12 protein-coding genes are annotated in these 17,078 nt (G+C 53.5%); 3 read left to right on the plus strand and 9 right to left on the minus strand.

Annotated features, from left to right (window positions below; all coding sequences use genetic code 11):
* Positions 1–523: 523 nt before the first annotated feature.
* The 6 genes from B2828_RS01330 to B2828_RS01355 form a co-directional block, all read right to left on the minus strand.
* Positions 524–1,090, minus strand: coding sequence for a hypothetical protein (locus tag B2828_RS01330; RefSeq protein WP_479631875.1), 567 nt, complete (start codon positions 1,088–1,090; stop codon positions 524–526).
* Positions 1,091–1,101: 11 nt separating this feature from the next.
* Positions 1,102–4,536, minus strand: a complete 3,435-nt coding sequence (locus tag B2828_RS01335; RefSeq protein WP_479631876.1) for a hypothetical protein — start codon at positions 4,534–4,536, stop codon at positions 1,102–1,104.
* A gap of 26 nt (positions 4,537–4,562) precedes the next feature.
* Entirely contained in the window at positions 4,563–5,534 is a 972-nt protein-coding gene (locus B2828_RS01340) for a prepilin-type N-terminal cleavage/methylation domain-containing protein (RefSeq protein ID WP_479631877.1), read from the minus strand.
* A 20-nt stretch (positions 5,535–5,554) separates the two neighbouring features.
* Positions 5,555–6,049, minus strand: coding sequence for a prepilin-type N-terminal cleavage/methylation domain-containing protein (locus B2828_RS01345; protein WP_479631878.1), 495 nt, complete (start codon positions 6,047–6,049; stop codon positions 5,555–5,557).
* Positions 6,050–6,081: 32 nt separating this feature from the next.
* Positions 6,082–6,786 (minus strand): prepilin-type N-terminal cleavage/methylation domain-containing protein, encoded by a 705-nt coding sequence (locus tag B2828_RS01350; protein ID WP_479631879.1) that lies wholly within the window; start codon positions 6,784–6,786, stop codon positions 6,082–6,084.
* Between the two features lie 159 nt (positions 6,787–6,945).
* Positions 6,946–8,085 carry a hypothetical protein gene (locus B2828_RS01355; protein ID WP_479631880.1) on the minus strand — a complete coding sequence of 380 codons (1,140 nt, stop codon included), beginning with the start codon at positions 8,083–8,085 and terminating at the stop codon, positions 6,946–6,948.
* A 116-nt stretch (positions 8,086–8,201) separates the two neighbouring features.
* On the opposite strand from B2828_RS01355, the gene B2828_RS01360 reads away from it, so the two are divergent.
* Complete coding sequence (locus B2828_RS01360) at positions 8,202–9,101, plus strand: substrate-binding domain-containing protein (RefSeq protein ID WP_479631881.1); 900 nt, start codon at positions 8,202–8,204, stop codon at positions 9,099–9,101.
* 60 nt (positions 9,102–9,161) lie between these two features.
* On the opposite strand, the gene B2828_RS01365 is transcribed toward B2828_RS01360, so the two are convergent.
* The gene (locus B2828_RS01365) at positions 9,162–10,232 is read right to left on the minus strand and encodes a glycoside hydrolase family 130 protein (RefSeq protein ID WP_479631882.1); all 1,071 of its coding nucleotides are present in this window, start codon (positions 10,230–10,232) and stop codon (positions 9,162–9,164) included.
* 248 nt (positions 10,233–10,480) lie between these two features.
* On the opposite strand from B2828_RS01365, the gene B2828_RS01370 reads away from it, so the two are divergent.
* Together B2828_RS01370 and B2828_RS01375 are read left to right on the plus strand one after the other, a co-directional pair.
* Entirely contained in the window at positions 10,481–14,371 is a 3,891-nt protein-coding gene (locus tag B2828_RS01370) for an autotransporter-associated beta strand repeat-containing protein (RefSeq protein WP_479631883.1), read from the plus strand.
* 128 nt (positions 14,372–14,499) lie between these two features.
* On the plus strand, positions 14,500–15,465 hold the full coding sequence (locus B2828_RS01375; RefSeq protein WP_479631884.1) for a sugar kinase: 966 nt from the start codon (positions 14,500–14,502) through the stop codon (positions 15,463–15,465).
* On the opposite strand, the gene B2828_RS01380 is transcribed toward B2828_RS01375, so the two are convergent.
* Positions 15,462–16,106: a bifunctional 4-hydroxy-2-oxoglutarate aldolase/2-dehydro-3-deoxy-phosphogluconate aldolase gene (locus B2828_RS01380; protein WP_479631885.1), complete on the minus strand. Its 645-nt coding sequence runs from the start codon at positions 16,104–16,106 to the stop codon at positions 15,462–15,464. The two genes, B2828_RS01375 and B2828_RS01380, sit on opposite strands and share 4 nt — an antisense overlap.
* Before the next feature lie 82 nt (positions 16,107–16,188).
* Positions 16,189–17,076, minus strand: a complete 888-nt coding sequence (locus B2828_RS01385; protein WP_479631886.1) for a helix-turn-helix transcriptional regulator — start codon at positions 17,074–17,076, stop codon at positions 16,189–16,191.
* Positions 17,077–17,078: the final 2 nt, after the last annotated feature.

Raw genomic sequence — 17,078 nt, forward strand, 5'->3', positions numbered from 1 at the left:
CTTTGCACGAATAACGGATCTGCATGGAAAGCCCATGCCATTGATTTTCGTAAAGCTGCTCCGTAATCGGGCAAAACCGCCAAACGAATGTCGCAACCGGGGCCGCGACATGCCGCGCTTTGATCCGCGCTTCCCCCATGGCATCCGCAGCTTGCGCCCGCGGCATCCAGATTCCCTTCGAGTGCAAAATCAACTCCACTGCGTCGCCAGATTCACGCACGTCCTCCAACGTAAATTCTTCAAACCGAACCGCCTCATCAAAGTGCTCACTCTCCGTATACAAAGTCCATGGCAGGCAATCGGATCGCAATTGAGTTCCCCGGAATGATACGGATCCGATGCCGCGAAATTGTTTTCCGGAGACATCGAGATTCAGAGAAATCCCGTTCGAAAAATTCAGGACGTGTTTCATTGTTTCCTCGATTATCGCCGTACCATTTTGAAACAGTGAGACAAACGGTATGTAAACAGAACGGCTCGAATGCCTTTCGACTGCCCTACCAAGAAAAACAAAACCAATTCCTTATTTCGTGCCGGAGGAGGAAGGGAGCGGTGCTGGCAATTCGACATGCACCATGGGCTGTTTGGCTTTGGGTAGCCAGATCGTTACCTTCTGCGGTACCACTGTCCCATCGGGCTTGGGCGGCGGCGGTGCACCGACCGAAATCAGCACGCCGAGTTGCAACCACGAGTTGGGGAACCGGGTCGTTAAAATGGAATTGGATCCGTAATAGGGGGTCGTAGGAAGATCCGGCGAAGCTGAAAATGACTGGTTCGTGCTCTCGTCAATCAACTTCGCAGAGCTCAAAGAAAACGGAAGAGGAGGGAGTTCTTCGGAATCTGCCGACTTGGGCCTCGGTTCTCCCAAAAAAATCGGCCCGCCTGCATTGGCACCCACAACGATCCTGACTGCGAGCAATATATGCGTTGCGTCAATGCGATTGATTCCTGTGATTTGAAACTTTGTGCCTCGCCACACAGTATCCGTTTCAGCCAGTACGCGCACTGGCGAGCCGGGGTCAGCGTTGAGCGATTGCCCCGCCGCGCCCATCAAGACGAGAGCTAAGAAGAAACTGCCGATCTTAATCATAAAAATTAAAGCTAATTACGAGAGACTGATAGGACGCGGTATTTGTAATGCAATGGATACGTCATGGCCGGATGATTGGCATTGGATCCTGTATCCACAACGTCATCAGGCGTTCCGACCGTATTGTCGTTTCCCGGATTCGCCAGGTTACCCGGGACGCCGTCTTTGCCCAGGTCCAAGTAACGCTCAATCACAAACTTCATTCTGCTTTCAGCCAGGACCGTGTCTGTCGATTCGCCTACGCCGTATTGAGTGTTGGTTCGCCTCTTTTTGATCGTCTGCCCAACCGTCCATACCGTGTAGGTGTTGCTCCGCGTGGAGAGATTCCCGATAATTTGGCGGATCAGATCGTTCCGCGATGAATACGCTTGGGACGAGCCATTGTTCAACAAAGCTGAGCCAGAATAAAGCAGGTTAGCCACCGCCGGAACGTTGCAGATCTCTCCGGGCAGTTTTAAGGGGCGTCCCAAGCTTGCTACATAGGTATCGATCGCCGTCGCAATCGCCTTTTCATCGACCACAGCACTGGATTGGGCGGCCCCAGACGTATAACTGGAGGACGTGGAAAGCCCCTTCATTACCCCCTCCAGAGGTGTGGTGCGCAAGGCTGTCCCGGGATTGGATTCAGAGAACGGAATAAGGGCGCTGTTGGGATTTAGACGCCCCGAAGTCGCCCCACCCCAAGTCAATTGAATGCTGGGCAGAGCGGTCGCGCCTTGTTGATAGGCGGGTTGGTAGGCTGCCGGAACGGTAAATAAATCAAGCATCGCCCAGTCGGGATAGCTCGTCCCGCCCGCCGTCTGCTGGCCCGGGTCGTTGGCTGGCGCAAAACTCAGCAATCGAAATGGGGTTCCCCTTGCCACGACATTGGAGCCGGAAACGGTGGGATCGTATGCTTTGTCTGGCATGAGGCCCGTATGAATATATTGCAAGTACCCGCTGGAAGGGAACCGTTGACTCTTCGGACTGACATTAATGTCCTGATTCGGCAGCCAAAAACCAGAGGGGTCGCCGTTTGGCGCTTGAGAAATCGTGTTCAAGCCATTTTGATAGCTGGTGGCTTGGTGTCGTGGATTAACACTCAAGGTGATTTCTGAAGCCGGAGGATTTACCGTGGTAATCCAATCTGCAGGGAAGTTGTTTACTAGGGGGTCGGCAACCTGCATGTGAATCGTTACAGTGCCCGGAATAGGGATTGTAAGGCCTGCGGGTATTGGAATAACGGCTTTAAGAATGTCCTGCCGAATATTGCTAACCGTTTCGCCCGTAAACTTGCCGCGAATACTCTCCAATGGAACGTTGGTATGCCAGCCCCCGTTGCCATTCGCAAGCCAGATAGCCAATCCTCCCTCAATCTTTAACCCCGTGACGCCCTTCTTTATTGGATAAGCGTAGTCGCAATTGTAATTGCGGAGAGCTCGATAAGTACCAGGGCTCCACGGGGATGTACTGTCAGCTATCGGATACAGCATATAGAATGCAGAAACCGGACCACGTGGGACAGAGGTTACATTCGTACCGCTTTGGATCACCGTTTCCATCGCTCCCATATAAACCTGTTCGTTTGGTGGCTTCGAGGCGTTATAGTAGCTGCTATTGGTGTCTGTGCAGATCGTATAGGGATGATATAGGGCGGCTTTCGCTTGATCCGGGTCCTTGATAAGGCGATTATTACCCATCAGATCGACACCTGCCGAGAGGCCGTCTTGATCCAAAATTCTGAGCATATTGTCCGCCCAGCTTCCTCCCAACACAGAATCTCCCACGGGCAAATTTGAAACCGTACCGGTAGCACTTACCCCGTTCGATCCAGTGTAAGTAACAACCTGCGAGTTTGAATTCAATGCCGGGATATCATAGACATTCAGGTAGTCTCTAATATTTGATCCCGCCGACATAAAGGAGTTGTTCGCATTGGGGCCAAAATACAAATTATTCACCTTCATATCCCTACCCTGGAATTCTTTGGGAAAATAGGCTTCAACCGATATTTGAATTGAAACTGTTGGGGCGGGGTTTCCATCATTGGCTTGGATGGTCATAACAACCTCGGTTATGGATATCCCTCGTCCTGGGGCATTGACCAATTTTCCACTCAGAAACCCCTTGGGTAAATAAAAGGTATCTGAATAGGTCTTGCCGTTGTCTGTGAATATGCCATTTTTGAGATAATTAAGAATTTGCAGAGCAATGGAATCAATCTGGCGATCCGTGTATTTTCCCGCGAATCCTTGCGTTCCCGATCCAAAATCCGGCCATGTAATTGCATGGTTTTGGCTGTTTTTTCCCTTCAAATAGTTCGCAATCCGCATGCCTAGCGCATAGTCAGGGTCCGTGGTGTTAAGTAGACTAATGCTTTGGCTTTGAAAATACTGCGGAAGTTGCTTGGTGGTTGAGGCACCTCCCTGAGGCGTGTAGGTGTAAGTCGGTAGCTGATTGGCCAAAGGATATACTTGGGTGAGAGGACCTCCCGGCACGGGCAAAGAATTCGTGCCGCCTGAAAGCACCGCTGTCGTATTATACGCCCCAAGCATCGTATTTTGCGGGGTGCTGTCGGTCGAGGTAGTCACCAAATAAATCTTGGGTTCCCCAAAGATATTTAACTCCGGAGCGCGACTATAGGTTGTGATGCCGAAGTTATTGTCGGTGTAATAGGAACCGGTTCCGGTGACTTGAAGAATTTCGCTTGGGTCGTTGAAAGCGCGTCCGCTGGTGCCTGTGTTGGTCCGCATCCCCGTATAGGTGGCGATAGCAGTCCCTGTTGCCAAAGACATCTCGGAACTGCCGCTCTTTAGCGCGAGCAGCGATACCGCGGAGGGATTACCCGCACCGTACCAGGAAGTCCCGCTCTGGACCGTGCCGTCAGCCGTGTTGATGTTGAGTTTGGCCGTTTCGTCGTCCACCCAAAACGCATAGCGTCCAATGATCTGGTTATTGACGCCGGCCCCTTGGGTTGGGTCCTGCAATACGTTAATCCATTTTACTTTCATGGCCGGAACCGCTCCGCTGGCGACGGCCTCGGGGGATGCAACCGGGTATTTCCCGCCAAACGAGGGTTGGTTTAAATCGACGGCATCGGTGTCAATGCCGCCCGCCGGTTTCCCTGAATGAAGGTCACGGGAAGCGGTGGTATTGACGCTTCCATCACCATTAAACACGGTGATTCGCCCTGGTTGCGAAGCCCAGAAGGTGTTGCTTGTTCCAGTGGTCGTTGCTTCGCGAATGAGCGACAACGCTTGATCCGCAGCCATTTCGGCGAAACTGCGCGCGCAAGCTGCTTCCACATTTGCATTTGCGGAGACTCGTTCAGGCATCATCACGCTGAACATTCCCACGGCAAGAATGGTGACAAGGGCAAGTAGCGTCAGAGTGATAACAATCGCCGATGCGATCTCCTGTTTCCCGGCGATTGGGTTCCGACGCCTGGAGGATGGCAGCGCAGTCAATGGGGGGTATCTCTTCATGAGGTGCGCTAATAGGTGTCTGTATTAAGAAAGACGGTGGTTGAGAAAACTTCCACTCCGGGTCTGATTGAAGGCGGCAACTGATTGACAAAGGATAACACGCTTCCGCTCATATTTTTGTCTTTATTCAGATCCGCGGGTGTCATGACGGTGGCGACGAATGGTGTTTTGATTTTTTGCGCTGTATTGGAATCAACCACAACGATGGTGATTTCAATGCAGGGGGGAACTGCCGGTGCTTGATGCACCAACAGGGTCGTGGGGTCAGTATAGCCTTGCGACGAATCAAATGCGAATGGGTTTCCAGCCTCGAATGCCTGCCCGTTGGCATTTACTGTAATCGGCACACCGTCTTTGTTTAGGCATCGTACAAAAAGAGCGATGACGTTGTCAGCAAGCCAGCCATTCCAGGAGGGGGCCGTTGCAGGAGCGACGTTAAGGACATTGGCAAACCAATTGGAGCCGGAGTAAATGAGGAAATCGCTACTTTTGCTCGGGTCCGCATAGAACCGGCTCAGATTTGCCGTGGCGACACCGGGCTTGCTAGTGGTATCCCAACGAACAAAGTAGCCAACTTCCGCGATGGCGCCACAGCTATCATTGACGGCGATCGGTGCCTGGAAAAAAATCGCGTGGGGATTTAAACAATCCGACGGAATCGCCTCCTTGTCCGCGATTTTTGTCAAATTAACCGCCAATTGCAAATTTCCAGAGCCGCTGACGCTGGCCAAGGGATTTGCAGGAACCGGTATTCGGATCATCTGAATTTCCCGGGCCATCGACTGCAAAAGTGCGCGCGCCACAGTCCGGCGCTGATTTTGGGAATCGATGCGGGTCCAGAGTTTTCCCACATGGCTGGCCATTGAACTGAGCACAACCACCAACACGACCAAAACGGAGACAGCAGCCAAGATCTCCACCAAGGTAAATCCGGGCGGAGTGGCCTTCAATCGCGACGAAGAGAGATGCAATTGGCCCATGGTGATACAATCAACGCCTCCTAAAAATCGTCATATTTCGCGAGGCTAGTAAAGACCATTTTGTGTTGCCGTTTCGCAGTTGGCGCCGCGATGGGCCAGGAGAAATCAAGGCGAAGATAAACCATACCGGACGGCTGCTGGGGCGAATTTTTGATCGTAACGGTGCAGCAATAGACCGGAAGATTGGCACTTGCCGCCGTAGCGTTAGTGATCGGCGCGCCCATTGCATCACGGCAAAGGGCACCGCTGGCGGCAAAAAAGTAATCTGGATCGGCATCGGTGTATTTTGGCGCACCGCTCCCAGTGCCGATCACCATTGAATATCCGATCGCATGCAGTTCGGTAATCGTAGTTTGAGTCATGAGACCCAACGCCGTGTCATCCCGTGAGGCAGAGTCGCTCTGCAATGAATACGAAATAACACTGATCACGCCAATCAGCCCGACGGCTACGATGCCGAGGGCAAGAACCACTTCAACCAGACTGAAACCGCACTGTTTGATAAAGAGTTTCACAAGTTCTCTGAAGGGACGGGGGGAGCTCCGTTTCAGGGACGAACCACTTTGCTCCGGCCGGAGGCGTTTAGTACAATTTCAAAATAATTGGCAGGCCTTCCATCGTTGTTCTTTAAACCATGGTACCCGATGCTTTCGCCAGCCCGCATGCCCGCGACAAGCCGAAGCTTGCATGGAACGGGAGGCCCTTTCGCATCCTGATAAAGACTGCCATCCGGCAGGAATACAATGTAACCATAGCCTGGCGTTTTTCCAGGACGGTAGGTCACTCCCTCATAGACAAGGTTAGGGAGCGAATTATTAAGGTCAGGTGAATAATCAGGCAGGAAAGCTCCCAAATAGTTTCCGGAACTGTCCGTTTTATCGCTCAATATTCCCTCGGAAAGAGATTCCCATTTTGATATCTGCTTCCAAACACCGGCCGTTCCAGAGCTTTCAGGGAACCAGCGCATTGCGGTAAAATGCTGGTTCGCCGCATTATCCCCTGCAAGCATCGCGACGGCCACCGGCTGTCGGGACATAATGGCCGTTTGTCTCCATGCCTCCATCAACCCGTCCAAACGGACACCGGTTGTTCCAAGGAGCACCGCATCCGAATTCCGCAACGACGGAGCCAAGAACGTCAAAAGGAGAACAATGATCGATACGACGCTGATGAGCTCAACTAGCGTGAATGCCTTTTGCCTATTCATAATGAGACGGGCTCTATTCATTCCAGATATCGAATCAACGTCCATAGCCCTCCTTCAGACAGACATGCCCCCTCCTGAAGCGGCGCTGCCCCGTTGCAACCGCGATAGAAACGGAACGGTAATGAAGATCATAGACGGAATATTGGCGAAGAATTTCCCTTGGGCCAACGGAAACAGAATTGACACGATAGAAGCGGTTGCAGGTTATAAATCCCGCACCGACCCCATGATGACTTGAGGATAAAATTCCGCTTCAAATGTCAGCCTGGTATTCTCTTGTTTTTGCGTCAGATTACAAAGGTCTTTAACGACTTCCTTGGCAACTACCTCGGGATCCAGTTCCACGACATCAACCCTAGCCCGTTTGGTAATCAGCCGTGGAACCCGTACCGAACCGCGGCAAAAAGCGACCCGGGCGCAATCCAAAATGTTTTCAAGGAGCTCGGGATATCCGTTGCACAAGGCATCGGCGGTTTGCGTATCCATGAAGGCGAGCACATCTTTTCGTTCCGGAGAATGCTGCTCAAGGAGGGACAGGCTAAGGGAGCTTTCGGTAGCCTGAATCGGGACCATTTCCATCCCGAATTCCTCAAGGATCGGCTTGAGTTGCTTTAATGCGCGGAGGGAGAGGAGGTGTTCCGGGGTCGGCACAAAAATACGTCCAATTCCATCGGCAGCCCACTGCTTGGCCATGGCTCTGTAGGCAATTCTCCATTCCAGCAAATGCGTGCGGGAAGGAATCCCCAGGGGCATCTCTGATGGCTGTAAAAGCACCAACCTAATTCCCTTGTCCCGCAGAGACATCAAAATATGACTGCTCAACGGATGTGGCGAATACCAGATGACTACATCCAAGTTGTGCCGTGCTAGCCGGGTGGTAAAATCAGGATCGCACTCTTCATCAATCCGGAAAAAAATGGAGTCCGCCACAAATCCCCTGCTCCGCAGGCTTTCCTCCATCGCCATTTGAAGGCGGCATTCAAAGGGCGAAGTAATCAGCGATTGCAGGCGGATTGGCAGTCCGACCACCGCATGAACTGGTTGCTGGGGAGTAAGCTTTTTGCCAGTCAGCATCGTTCGGGAACCGCGAACCCGCGAGAGAATCCCCTCGCGGTCCAGCGTCGCATAACTCAACGCAACCGTGCGCAGGGAAACGTTGAAAAACGACGCGATTTCACGAACCGTGTAAAAGATCAGCGCTTCATTTTGCTGCAATCCCGTGCAACATTCACGAATGAGATTGGTAATGATTCGCTGATGATTTTCGCCTGCTTCGAATTTCGTAAACGAAGGAAAAACCTCTCTGAGGGGAGGGAGCTTTATCGTGTTTTGCTTGCGAGGCATGGGGGAGTTCGGATGAAAACAGTGGCAAAAAATCAAAGCCGATATACAATTTGAGCATTGGATTCTCTATTTAGCTAGCATTATCGCCAACGCCCCCGAGTTTCCGATTCAAAATCATGGACCCCAATCCAAAGCATCGCCATTCGGCAATAGATAGCCTGACAATTCCCGAGAGTATAGAGCCCGAAAAATACGGCGAACCCGAACAACGGAGAGTCATTCTTTATTCGGGCGGCGATCCCAAAACGAAAGATCCGACATTTTATTATCTCAACTTATTCTGGAGTTTATTGACGCTTGGTCAGGAAAAGAAGGTCAAGATGATTCCCTTGATCGACCGCAGGCCGGAAAACCAGCGCATCCTTCGCCCTGCTTTATTCGACAAGATTTTGGAAGATGGGGCCGTCGATGGGATTATCGGGATTAAGCTCTATGACAAAATGACGGATTGGATGCAGGAAGCAGGCGTCCCATTCTCAGCGGCGACGGGAAGCAGCACCACTTTTGTTGACATGGATTACCGTCAGTTGATTACGGATTCCTTTCACCGCCTCGCCGAACTGGGGTGCCGTTCCGTCGGCCTGATGCTCCCGCAATATATGACGAGCGCAGATTTCCTGGAGCACGTAGCTGGCGTGGCCGAATCGGTAAATCTTGAAGTGAAATACGAATGGATCCTAGTTTCATGCAAAAGCCAGGAACTAAGAGGCTACAATCATTTTAGTTCTCTATGGGAACTTGAGCAGCGACCAGAGGGGTTGGTTGTCTTTCCGGATTTGGTGGCGCATGGAGTGGTGTCGGTCATACTGGAAAAGCAGATCAAAGTTCCGGAGGAGATCAAACTCATCCTTCACCGAAATGCGGAATCGCCCTATGCTGTTCCGCTTCGATGCGATTGGGTGGAAAACAGCACCGATGACCTTGCCCAGGCTTTGTTTCAAAACATGGAGGCCCTTTGGGCTGGGAAGCCCATGGAAAGAATTCGTATTCCCTTCCGCCTGGTTAAAGGGGCTTAAGAAAGCTGTGTTGGGGGTTGCGGCGGGAGCGGTTTGCCACGGTTCCCACGCATTTTCCAATCAGCATTTCAGGTAGGCCAACAGATCGCTGATTTTCACACGCGCACCACATGTCACGAGGTCGCCGCCGCCGTAGTAAAGCTCCACGGTGCCATCGCCGCGATCAATCGTTCCATTATGGAAAACGATATTGGGCATAAATCCACCCGCGATTTCGTAGTCGGCTTTTGGAATAAAGAAGGGTTCTTCGGGGCGGGCAAGAACGCGCCACGGCTGTTTGAGATCCAGCAGCATTGCACCAAGGCAATAGCGAGTGTTGTGATCCGCGGCATGGTAAAACGCGAGCCATCCATGCTCAGTTTTGATCGGCGCTGAACCTGCGCCGACCCGCTCACAATCCCAGTGACCGAGACGCGGTCCGGCGACAAAATGATGCCGTCCCCAGTCGAGCAGATCATTGGAAGACGCGAGCCAGATGGAAGGAAGTCCGCAATGTTTTACCGCCGGCCGGTGGAACGCATAATAGCGACCATCGATTTTTTCGGGGAACAGCGCAACGTCTTTGTTATCCGGCCCAAAAACGATACCTAACCGCTGGAAAGTTTTGAAATCGTCCGTACGCGCAAGCGCTGTGACAACACCTAAAGGTGACGCCGCAGTGTAGTTGATATAGAAATGCCCATCCACGAGCGTAATCCGAGCGTCTTCAATTCCAAAGGCTTCGTAAGGCCCGCATGGGTACATCGCGGGATGCGGCTCCGCGACGAAATGAACCCCATCCTGGCTGGTCGCGATTCGCAAATGACTGAGGCTGGTGAGGAAGGTTTCACCTTTATAAGTAAAGGCGCGCGGATCGCCTATTTTTACATCCGGATCGTCGATGCGAAATCGCCGAACCACCATCTTGCCGCTATCGGGATCAACCACAGGCGTGGCAACATAGCCCTCTTGGGGAATGGGAGTTTCCGCAACTCGCATCAAAAGCAGACGACGCCCTTCAAAGATCGTTGCCGCCGGATTAAAAACGCAGAGGACTTTGAAATCCGGGTGCGATGGTTGAATATCGGCGGGAGAAAACAAAGGATTGTTAGGGAACCGTTGAATCATCGTTTCACAAGAAGTTAATTGCATTCGTCGCGCAAATGGCACCTGAGATGCTTCATTTCTAGGCCCCGAGAGCAACAGCTACACGGGAAACAGTTTTGTCACAGTAAAATCGACCACGCAAAGCCCCCAGAATCAGTTTGGATCCACCCATCGACAGAATAAATTCTGTTTACCTTGGAAGCAGCAAAGCGAGCGGCGATTCTTTTCCCAGTCAAATACGACACGAATAGCAACACAACCCCTGTCGGCCATTCTACAAAATCCCCGCTATTATGAATAATCATTCATTTGGTTTCCCCTCGTTTGAGAATTTCAAAACCCCCATCGTACTAGCATCGATCGTGCTGCTCGGCGCTTACTCCGCAAACGCGGACTCCACCTGGATTGGCGCATCGGGAGCGGATTGGGGTAACGGCGCAAACTGGAGCGGTGGCATTCCAAGCGGAGTCAATGCCACTTTTAATACCGCTCTCACCTCTGTCGTAAATACCGGTGCTGTCAGCGTAAAAAATATCACATTTGATACCAATGCGGGAACCGTATTGGGAACCTTCACCGTAGGGGCATTGGCGGGTGGCACTTTTTCACTCGCTCAGAGCTCGATCACCCAGATTACTGCTTCGATCGCCGGATCTAATAAGACCATTCTTTTCAATGCCCCTATCACCATCGGTGGTGCTGCGGCGGGGACTCATACCTTCCAAAATCTCAGTGCGGACTCAACCAATACGTTGAACTTTGCGGGGCCGATTTCCTCTACCGCAACCACTTCTGAAACGCTCATCTTGGGTGGAGTGAACACGGGCAACAACACCATCAGCGGAGTCATCAGCGACGGGACCCCGACGAGCGGGTTAAGCATCAGCAAACAAGGAGCTGGCACCTGGGTTTTATCGGCAGCCAACACCTACTCTGGAGCCACAACCGTTGCAAAAGGCACGCTGGTTTTGGACTTTTCCGCCTCGGGCGCGCCCTCTTCAAACATCATTAAAAGTGGCAATGCGCTAACCCTTGGCTTTGGGGGGACAACCTATGATGGAGGCACCCTGCTCGTAAAGGGGAAGAGCACTGGCAGTGCTCAGACGCTTGGCGTTGTGACTCTTACTGGTCACATTGGCAGCACTATTGTTCTTGATTCGAAAGGGGGAACCGGCACGACACTTACCATCGGGAGCTTCTCCCGCAACATTGGTAGCACATTATTTATCGATGCAAGCTCGGCAAATACCTCAATTGCAACTACGCTATCTGCCGCAACACTCGGCTATGCAATTATTAAGGACTCCACCGGCATCGGATTCGCACGAGCAAACGGTACAAATCTTGTCCGTTTAACAGGCCAAACGACACTTGCCGCGAACAGCAATAGCACCGCCACCGATTATATCACCTCTGGAAATATAGTTCATACCGGAGCTTCTTTAGGCGTAAGCACTCTCACAATTGATACGACCAGCGGAGCTGGATCCCTTAACCTTAGCGGCGGCACATTGGATGCTGGCCAGATGGGTATTCTCTCCATCGGCGCTAATTCATATACAATTTCGAACGGCGCAATTGGACTTTCGGGCAAAGAGATCATCGTTCATACGATGGGCACCGGGGGGCTCACGATCAGCGGCTCCATTAGCATCGGAAGCACTGGACGTCTTATTAAGAATGGAGCGGATACCCTTACCCTCTCCGCCGCCAACACTTATTCGGGTCGCACCGATGTTTTGCAAGGCACACTGAAAGCAGGCATCGCTTCCGTGCAGGGAGTTAGTGGTGCCTTTGGGTGGAAGTCAGCTATTATATTGAATAATGCGGCAAATACGAATCTCGACATCAGCGACTTCGATACAACGATCGGCTCGCTATCAGGTGGCGGGGACCTGGGCGGCAATGTCATCCTCGGCTCGCATACCCTTACGCTCGGAGAAGATAACACCGGCCCCACCTTCTACGGTGTCATTAAAGGAACAGGTGGGCTGACGAAGATTGGTACGGGCTCGCAGGTATTTGGTGGCATCAATACCTATACCGGAACAACGACAATCAACGCGGGTACAATCCAGGCTGGAATCGCATCGGTGGATGGGGTTGGTGGTGCGTTCGGCTTGAATTCAGCAATTCAGTTGGCAAATGTTGCGGGTGTGGGAATGAACTTGGCCAACTTCAGTACTTCCGTTGGATCCCTCTCGGGCGGTGGTGTAACCGGCGGTAGCACCACCCTGGGAAACGCCACTCTCACCACGGGTGGAGACAACACCTCAACCACCTATGCAGGTGTTATCTCTGGAAACGGTGGATTGACCAAAATTGGATCTGGCACGCAAACTCTTGCCGGCACCAGTAACTATACCGGCGTCACTGCCATTAAGGGGGGCGTCTTGAACGCGACCACGTTGGCGAACGGCGGTGCAAACAGCGCCATTGGCGCATCTGGAACAACCGCTTCCAACCTCGTGCTCGACAGCGGCACACTCCAATATACCGGCGCCGCGGCAGCAAGCACCGATCGCCGCTTCACCCTTACCGAGAAAGGCGGCGGAATCGACGCATCCGGCGCGACTTTAAACTTCGCCAACACCTCTGCGGTAACTTTCACCGGCAACGGCTCCCGCACGCTGACCCTCTCCGGCACCAGCACGGGCAACAATACCTTGGCCGCAATCCTCGGCGATGGCACGGGCGGCGCTACCTCTCTGGCCAAGAAAGGCACGGGCACCTGGGTGCTCACCGGGGCAAACACCTACACGGGGAATACCATCGTCGATGGAGGGGTCTTGTCGCTGGCCAATACCAATGCCTTGGGGACCTCCGGCACGATAGCCTTCAGCGGCGGCATTCTCCAATATAGCGCCAGCAATGTGGTCGACTATTCAGCCCGCATCAAAGGCAGCACGGGAACGATGATCATCGACACGAACGGGCAGTCGCTTTCCTACGCCACGGCACTGAATAGTTCCAATACTGGAGGCTTGAAGAAGCTGGGGGCTGGCACGCTAACCCTCGCCGGGGTGAATAGCTACACCGGCGCAACTGAAGTCTCCAGCGGAGCCCTGGCTGTGAATGGTTCGCTTGCCGAGGGAAGCGCCGTCACCGTCGACGCTGGCGCCACCCTCAACGGCACCGGTTCCATTGGCGGAGCGGTCGTTAATAGCGGCACCATTGCGGGCAGCTTGACCTTCAATAACGATGTGACGATTAACAACGGAGCCTATGCTTCCGCCAGCGCCTTCAATGCCAACATCACCAACAACGGCTCGATCACCGGAGGCCTTACCGTCCAGGGCGGGAAAACCCTGAGCGGCGGCGGCTCCGTAAGCGGCGGCCTCAATGTCCATGGCGGCAACGTGAACGGCTCCAACCTTTCCGTAACGGGGGCAACCGTCTTTAGTGGCAGCAGCAACCTGGCTGGCTCGATGACCTCCTCCGGCGGCATCAGCGTCGCCTCGACGGGCATCTTGAACGTCACTGGCAGCACCAGCAGCAGCGTGACTGTGAACAGCGCAACCTTGAAAGGCAGCGGCTCCACCGGAAACGTCGTCCTCGCCAGCGGCACCTTGAACGGGACACTATCCACGGGAGCCATCAGCGGCTCCGGCCTCGTCTCTCCTGGCAACAGCCCCGGCATCTTGACGGCAACCTCAGTAACCTCCAGCGTTGCCACCGGGTTCTTGAGTTTCGCATTTGAGTTGACGACAGGGGTGCCGGACTACACCAACGCGACCAGTAGCTTGAACGACGTACTGCATATTACCAGCAGCAATGGGCTTACCCTTGAGGCGGGGACCTCGATCAGCGTCTACTTCTCGAATCTCTCGCTTGGATCCACGAACAAGTATGCCGGTGGTTTCTTTGTAGACGGAATGTCGACCAGCAACTTGCAGAGCGTCGTATCTAACGCCACGTTTAGCTATTACGCAATAGATGGTAACGGCCTGACCAACAACCAGGGCGACACCCTCTTTAATGGCCTTTACTACACAACGTTGGATTCCTCCAAAGTATCCTACCAAGCCGTAGACGTAACAGATGCCATGTATGCCAAAGGGCCAGCAAGCGGCAGCGTCATGGAGTTCACCGTTGTCCCCGAGCCAAGCACCTGGGCGATGCTGATTGGCGGCGTGGGAATGCTGGGTTTCTGGCAACGGTCCCGCCGTCGCCTGGTCAAGTAACAAGAATCAAAGGGCAGCTTACACGATGCCGCCGTAGCGTTAGGGGCGCTGCGGCGGCTTTTTTAATGGCGGTATCTGGACCTGGCGGTAATATCTACTTTAAGGCAACCAGAATTCGCAATGTGACCATGAACACGCGTCAAAAACTAGAGATCTATTGTTTCGGAGAAGTGCTTGGTTTGATCGCCAACGGTTCGGAGGGGCGTCTCGCGGATGCGCACCAAGGGCTTTTAAGTTTTGCAGGTTCAGAGTCGAACGTTGCCTTGGCGTTGGCTCGGCTCGGGCATCGGGTTTCCTATGGCTCAGCGGTGGGAAACGATCCTTTCGGATGGCGCATTTTGAAGTCGCTACGAGGAGAGGGCGTTGATTGCGACCTCGTCGCGGTGGATTCCGAATGGACAACAGCTCTCATGCTCCGCGATCGCCCGGCATGGGGAGAACCCTCGGTCTTTTATTATCGCCGCCCATCGGCTTTCGGAGCCCGTTGCGCGGAGATTGCAGAGAAGGTTCCGGTGGGAAAATCGGTGCTGCTTTTTTTGAGCGGCATCACGCCCGCTCTCAATCCGCAATGCCTTCAGGCAACCTCGGATTTGCTCCATCGCGCGAATGCCGCAGGGACGCAGGTTTGGTTTGATATCAATTTCCGATCCAAACTGTGGACTTCCGGGGAAGCCCGAGCCTTTGTTCAAAAACATCTTCCCTATATGCATGGGGTGTTCAGCAGCCGGGCCGAAGCCGAGATCGTTTTCCCCGACTGTAATGCCGCAGATCTGGCGCAACGCTTTCTAGATTCAGGCGTCAGGGAATTAGTGATCAAGGAGGGCAAGGATGGGGCGAGTTATCATTCACTCGAACAGAAAATCTCACGCGAGGTTTTCCCAATTCCTCGTGAATTGGATCCCATTGGTGCGGGAGACGCTTTCGATGCGGGCTTTTTGTCGGCGCGCCTCGATCAACTCTCGTTGGAAGAACAGATTGAAAGAGGCTGCGCCTTGGGGGCTATCGCCTGCATGAACTACGGCGACTGGGAAGGGAGTCCCACCCGGCCTGAGTTGCAGCGCTTTCTGCAAGGCGCCACGGCAAGCCTTCGTTAAGCGCGAGCCTTTTGAATGGCCGCGACGAAAGCAGCGGCGGTTTCAGAAAGTTTCTTCCAATCTCGATTTTTAAGGATCTCTTTGTTTACAAGACTCGAACCGACGCCCAGCGCCACGGAGCCTGCTTTAATGAAAGCATCCACCGTCGCGACAGTCACGCCGCCCGTCGGCATAATTTGAAGGAACGGCATGGGGGCGAGGATATTTTTGATGTATTGCGGCCCGAGTTGGTCAGCCGGGAATATTTTGACGAAGTCTGCTCCGGCTTCGTGCGCGCTAAGCGCTTCCGTGGGGGTGTAAACCCCGCTGGCAATCGCCTTGCCATAACGGTTGCACATCATAATGACTTCCCGACGGGTAGTGGGCGTGACAATAAATTCCGATCCCGCAAGAATCGCGGCACGACAAGTCTCTTGGTCCAACACACTCCCCGCACCGATCAGGATTTTGTTGCCAAAGCGATGAGCAACTTCATGAATGACTTGAAGCGCGCCCGGCGTGGTCATCGTCACTTCCATCGCGATCACGCCCCCTTCGCAAAGAGCCTCGGCCGCGCCCAGTATCTGCTCGGAGGAGTCGGAGCGAATGATGGCAACAATACCGGGATGAATCATGCGATCGATAATAGCGAACTTCGTCATCCCATTAACTTATGATGGCTCTATAGGAAAGGTGAAGAACTATAAGTACTTTTTTGCGGACCCATATTTTCCTGTGGATTTTTTAACAGCGCAAACCTGCGTCGCCGTGCGGGTGCTCCCTTTCGCGTTGGCGGAACTGTCCCGGAGCCAAGCCTTCGAGTTCGCGGAAACGACGCACAAAATGCACCGGGTTGCGAAACCCGCTTTGGAAACCCACAAGCGATACGGGCAGTTCGGTACCGATCAACAAGGAACGCGCAAAGTCTAGCCGGATTCGCGTCAGATAGTCGTGAAATCCCTTGCCGGTAGCCTGCCGGAAAATTCGGGAGAGGTAAGCGGGCGTCATGCCAAACTGCACCGCCGTTTCTTCGCACCCGATGTTGTCCTGAAAATGATGTTCCAGCCAACAACTGATCTGCTCGAACCGTTGAGCGGCCTTTCCGCCAACCTCGGGCGGAGCCAGCTGGCAATCGGGCACCGAGAGCTCCACGAGGGCCCGCGCCAGGTGCAACGCCGCTCCGCAGAGACTCTCGGCCCGATCCCGACGGTTCAGGAGATGGATGATCTGGTCGATCGGCTCCGAGCATCTGCGCCCCGTGTGGTGATAACTAGCGACCGGCCGCCGGGCAACATCCTGTTGGTTATAATACGAAACCCGTAAATATTTTTTGTTGGGCACAATGCAGAGCATCTCCGTTCGGGTATCCCAAGCATGCCGTTCCCATGAACCCGGCGGTGCAAAATACGCGTCCCCGGGTTTCATCACCAACTCGGCGGGGCCTGTTGTCAGCGGCAATTCGACCCGCTTGCGGCCCGAGAGAATGAGGTCCAGGCGCGACACCGGCAGGATATAGCCTCCGGAGGGCACATCCGGGCCAGGAGTACAAAAGAAAAGACGGCGAGGAAACTCGTGCGCGGCTGCCTCTCGCAGTTTTGCCAAAATCAGCTCCTGCATTTCGGAAGGGCTCATGG

The organism is Spartobacteria bacterium UBA695 (assembly GCA_002298145.1).
Lineage (GTDB): Bacteria > Verrucomicrobiota > Verrucomicrobiia > Chthoniobacterales > Chthoniobacteraceae > UBA695.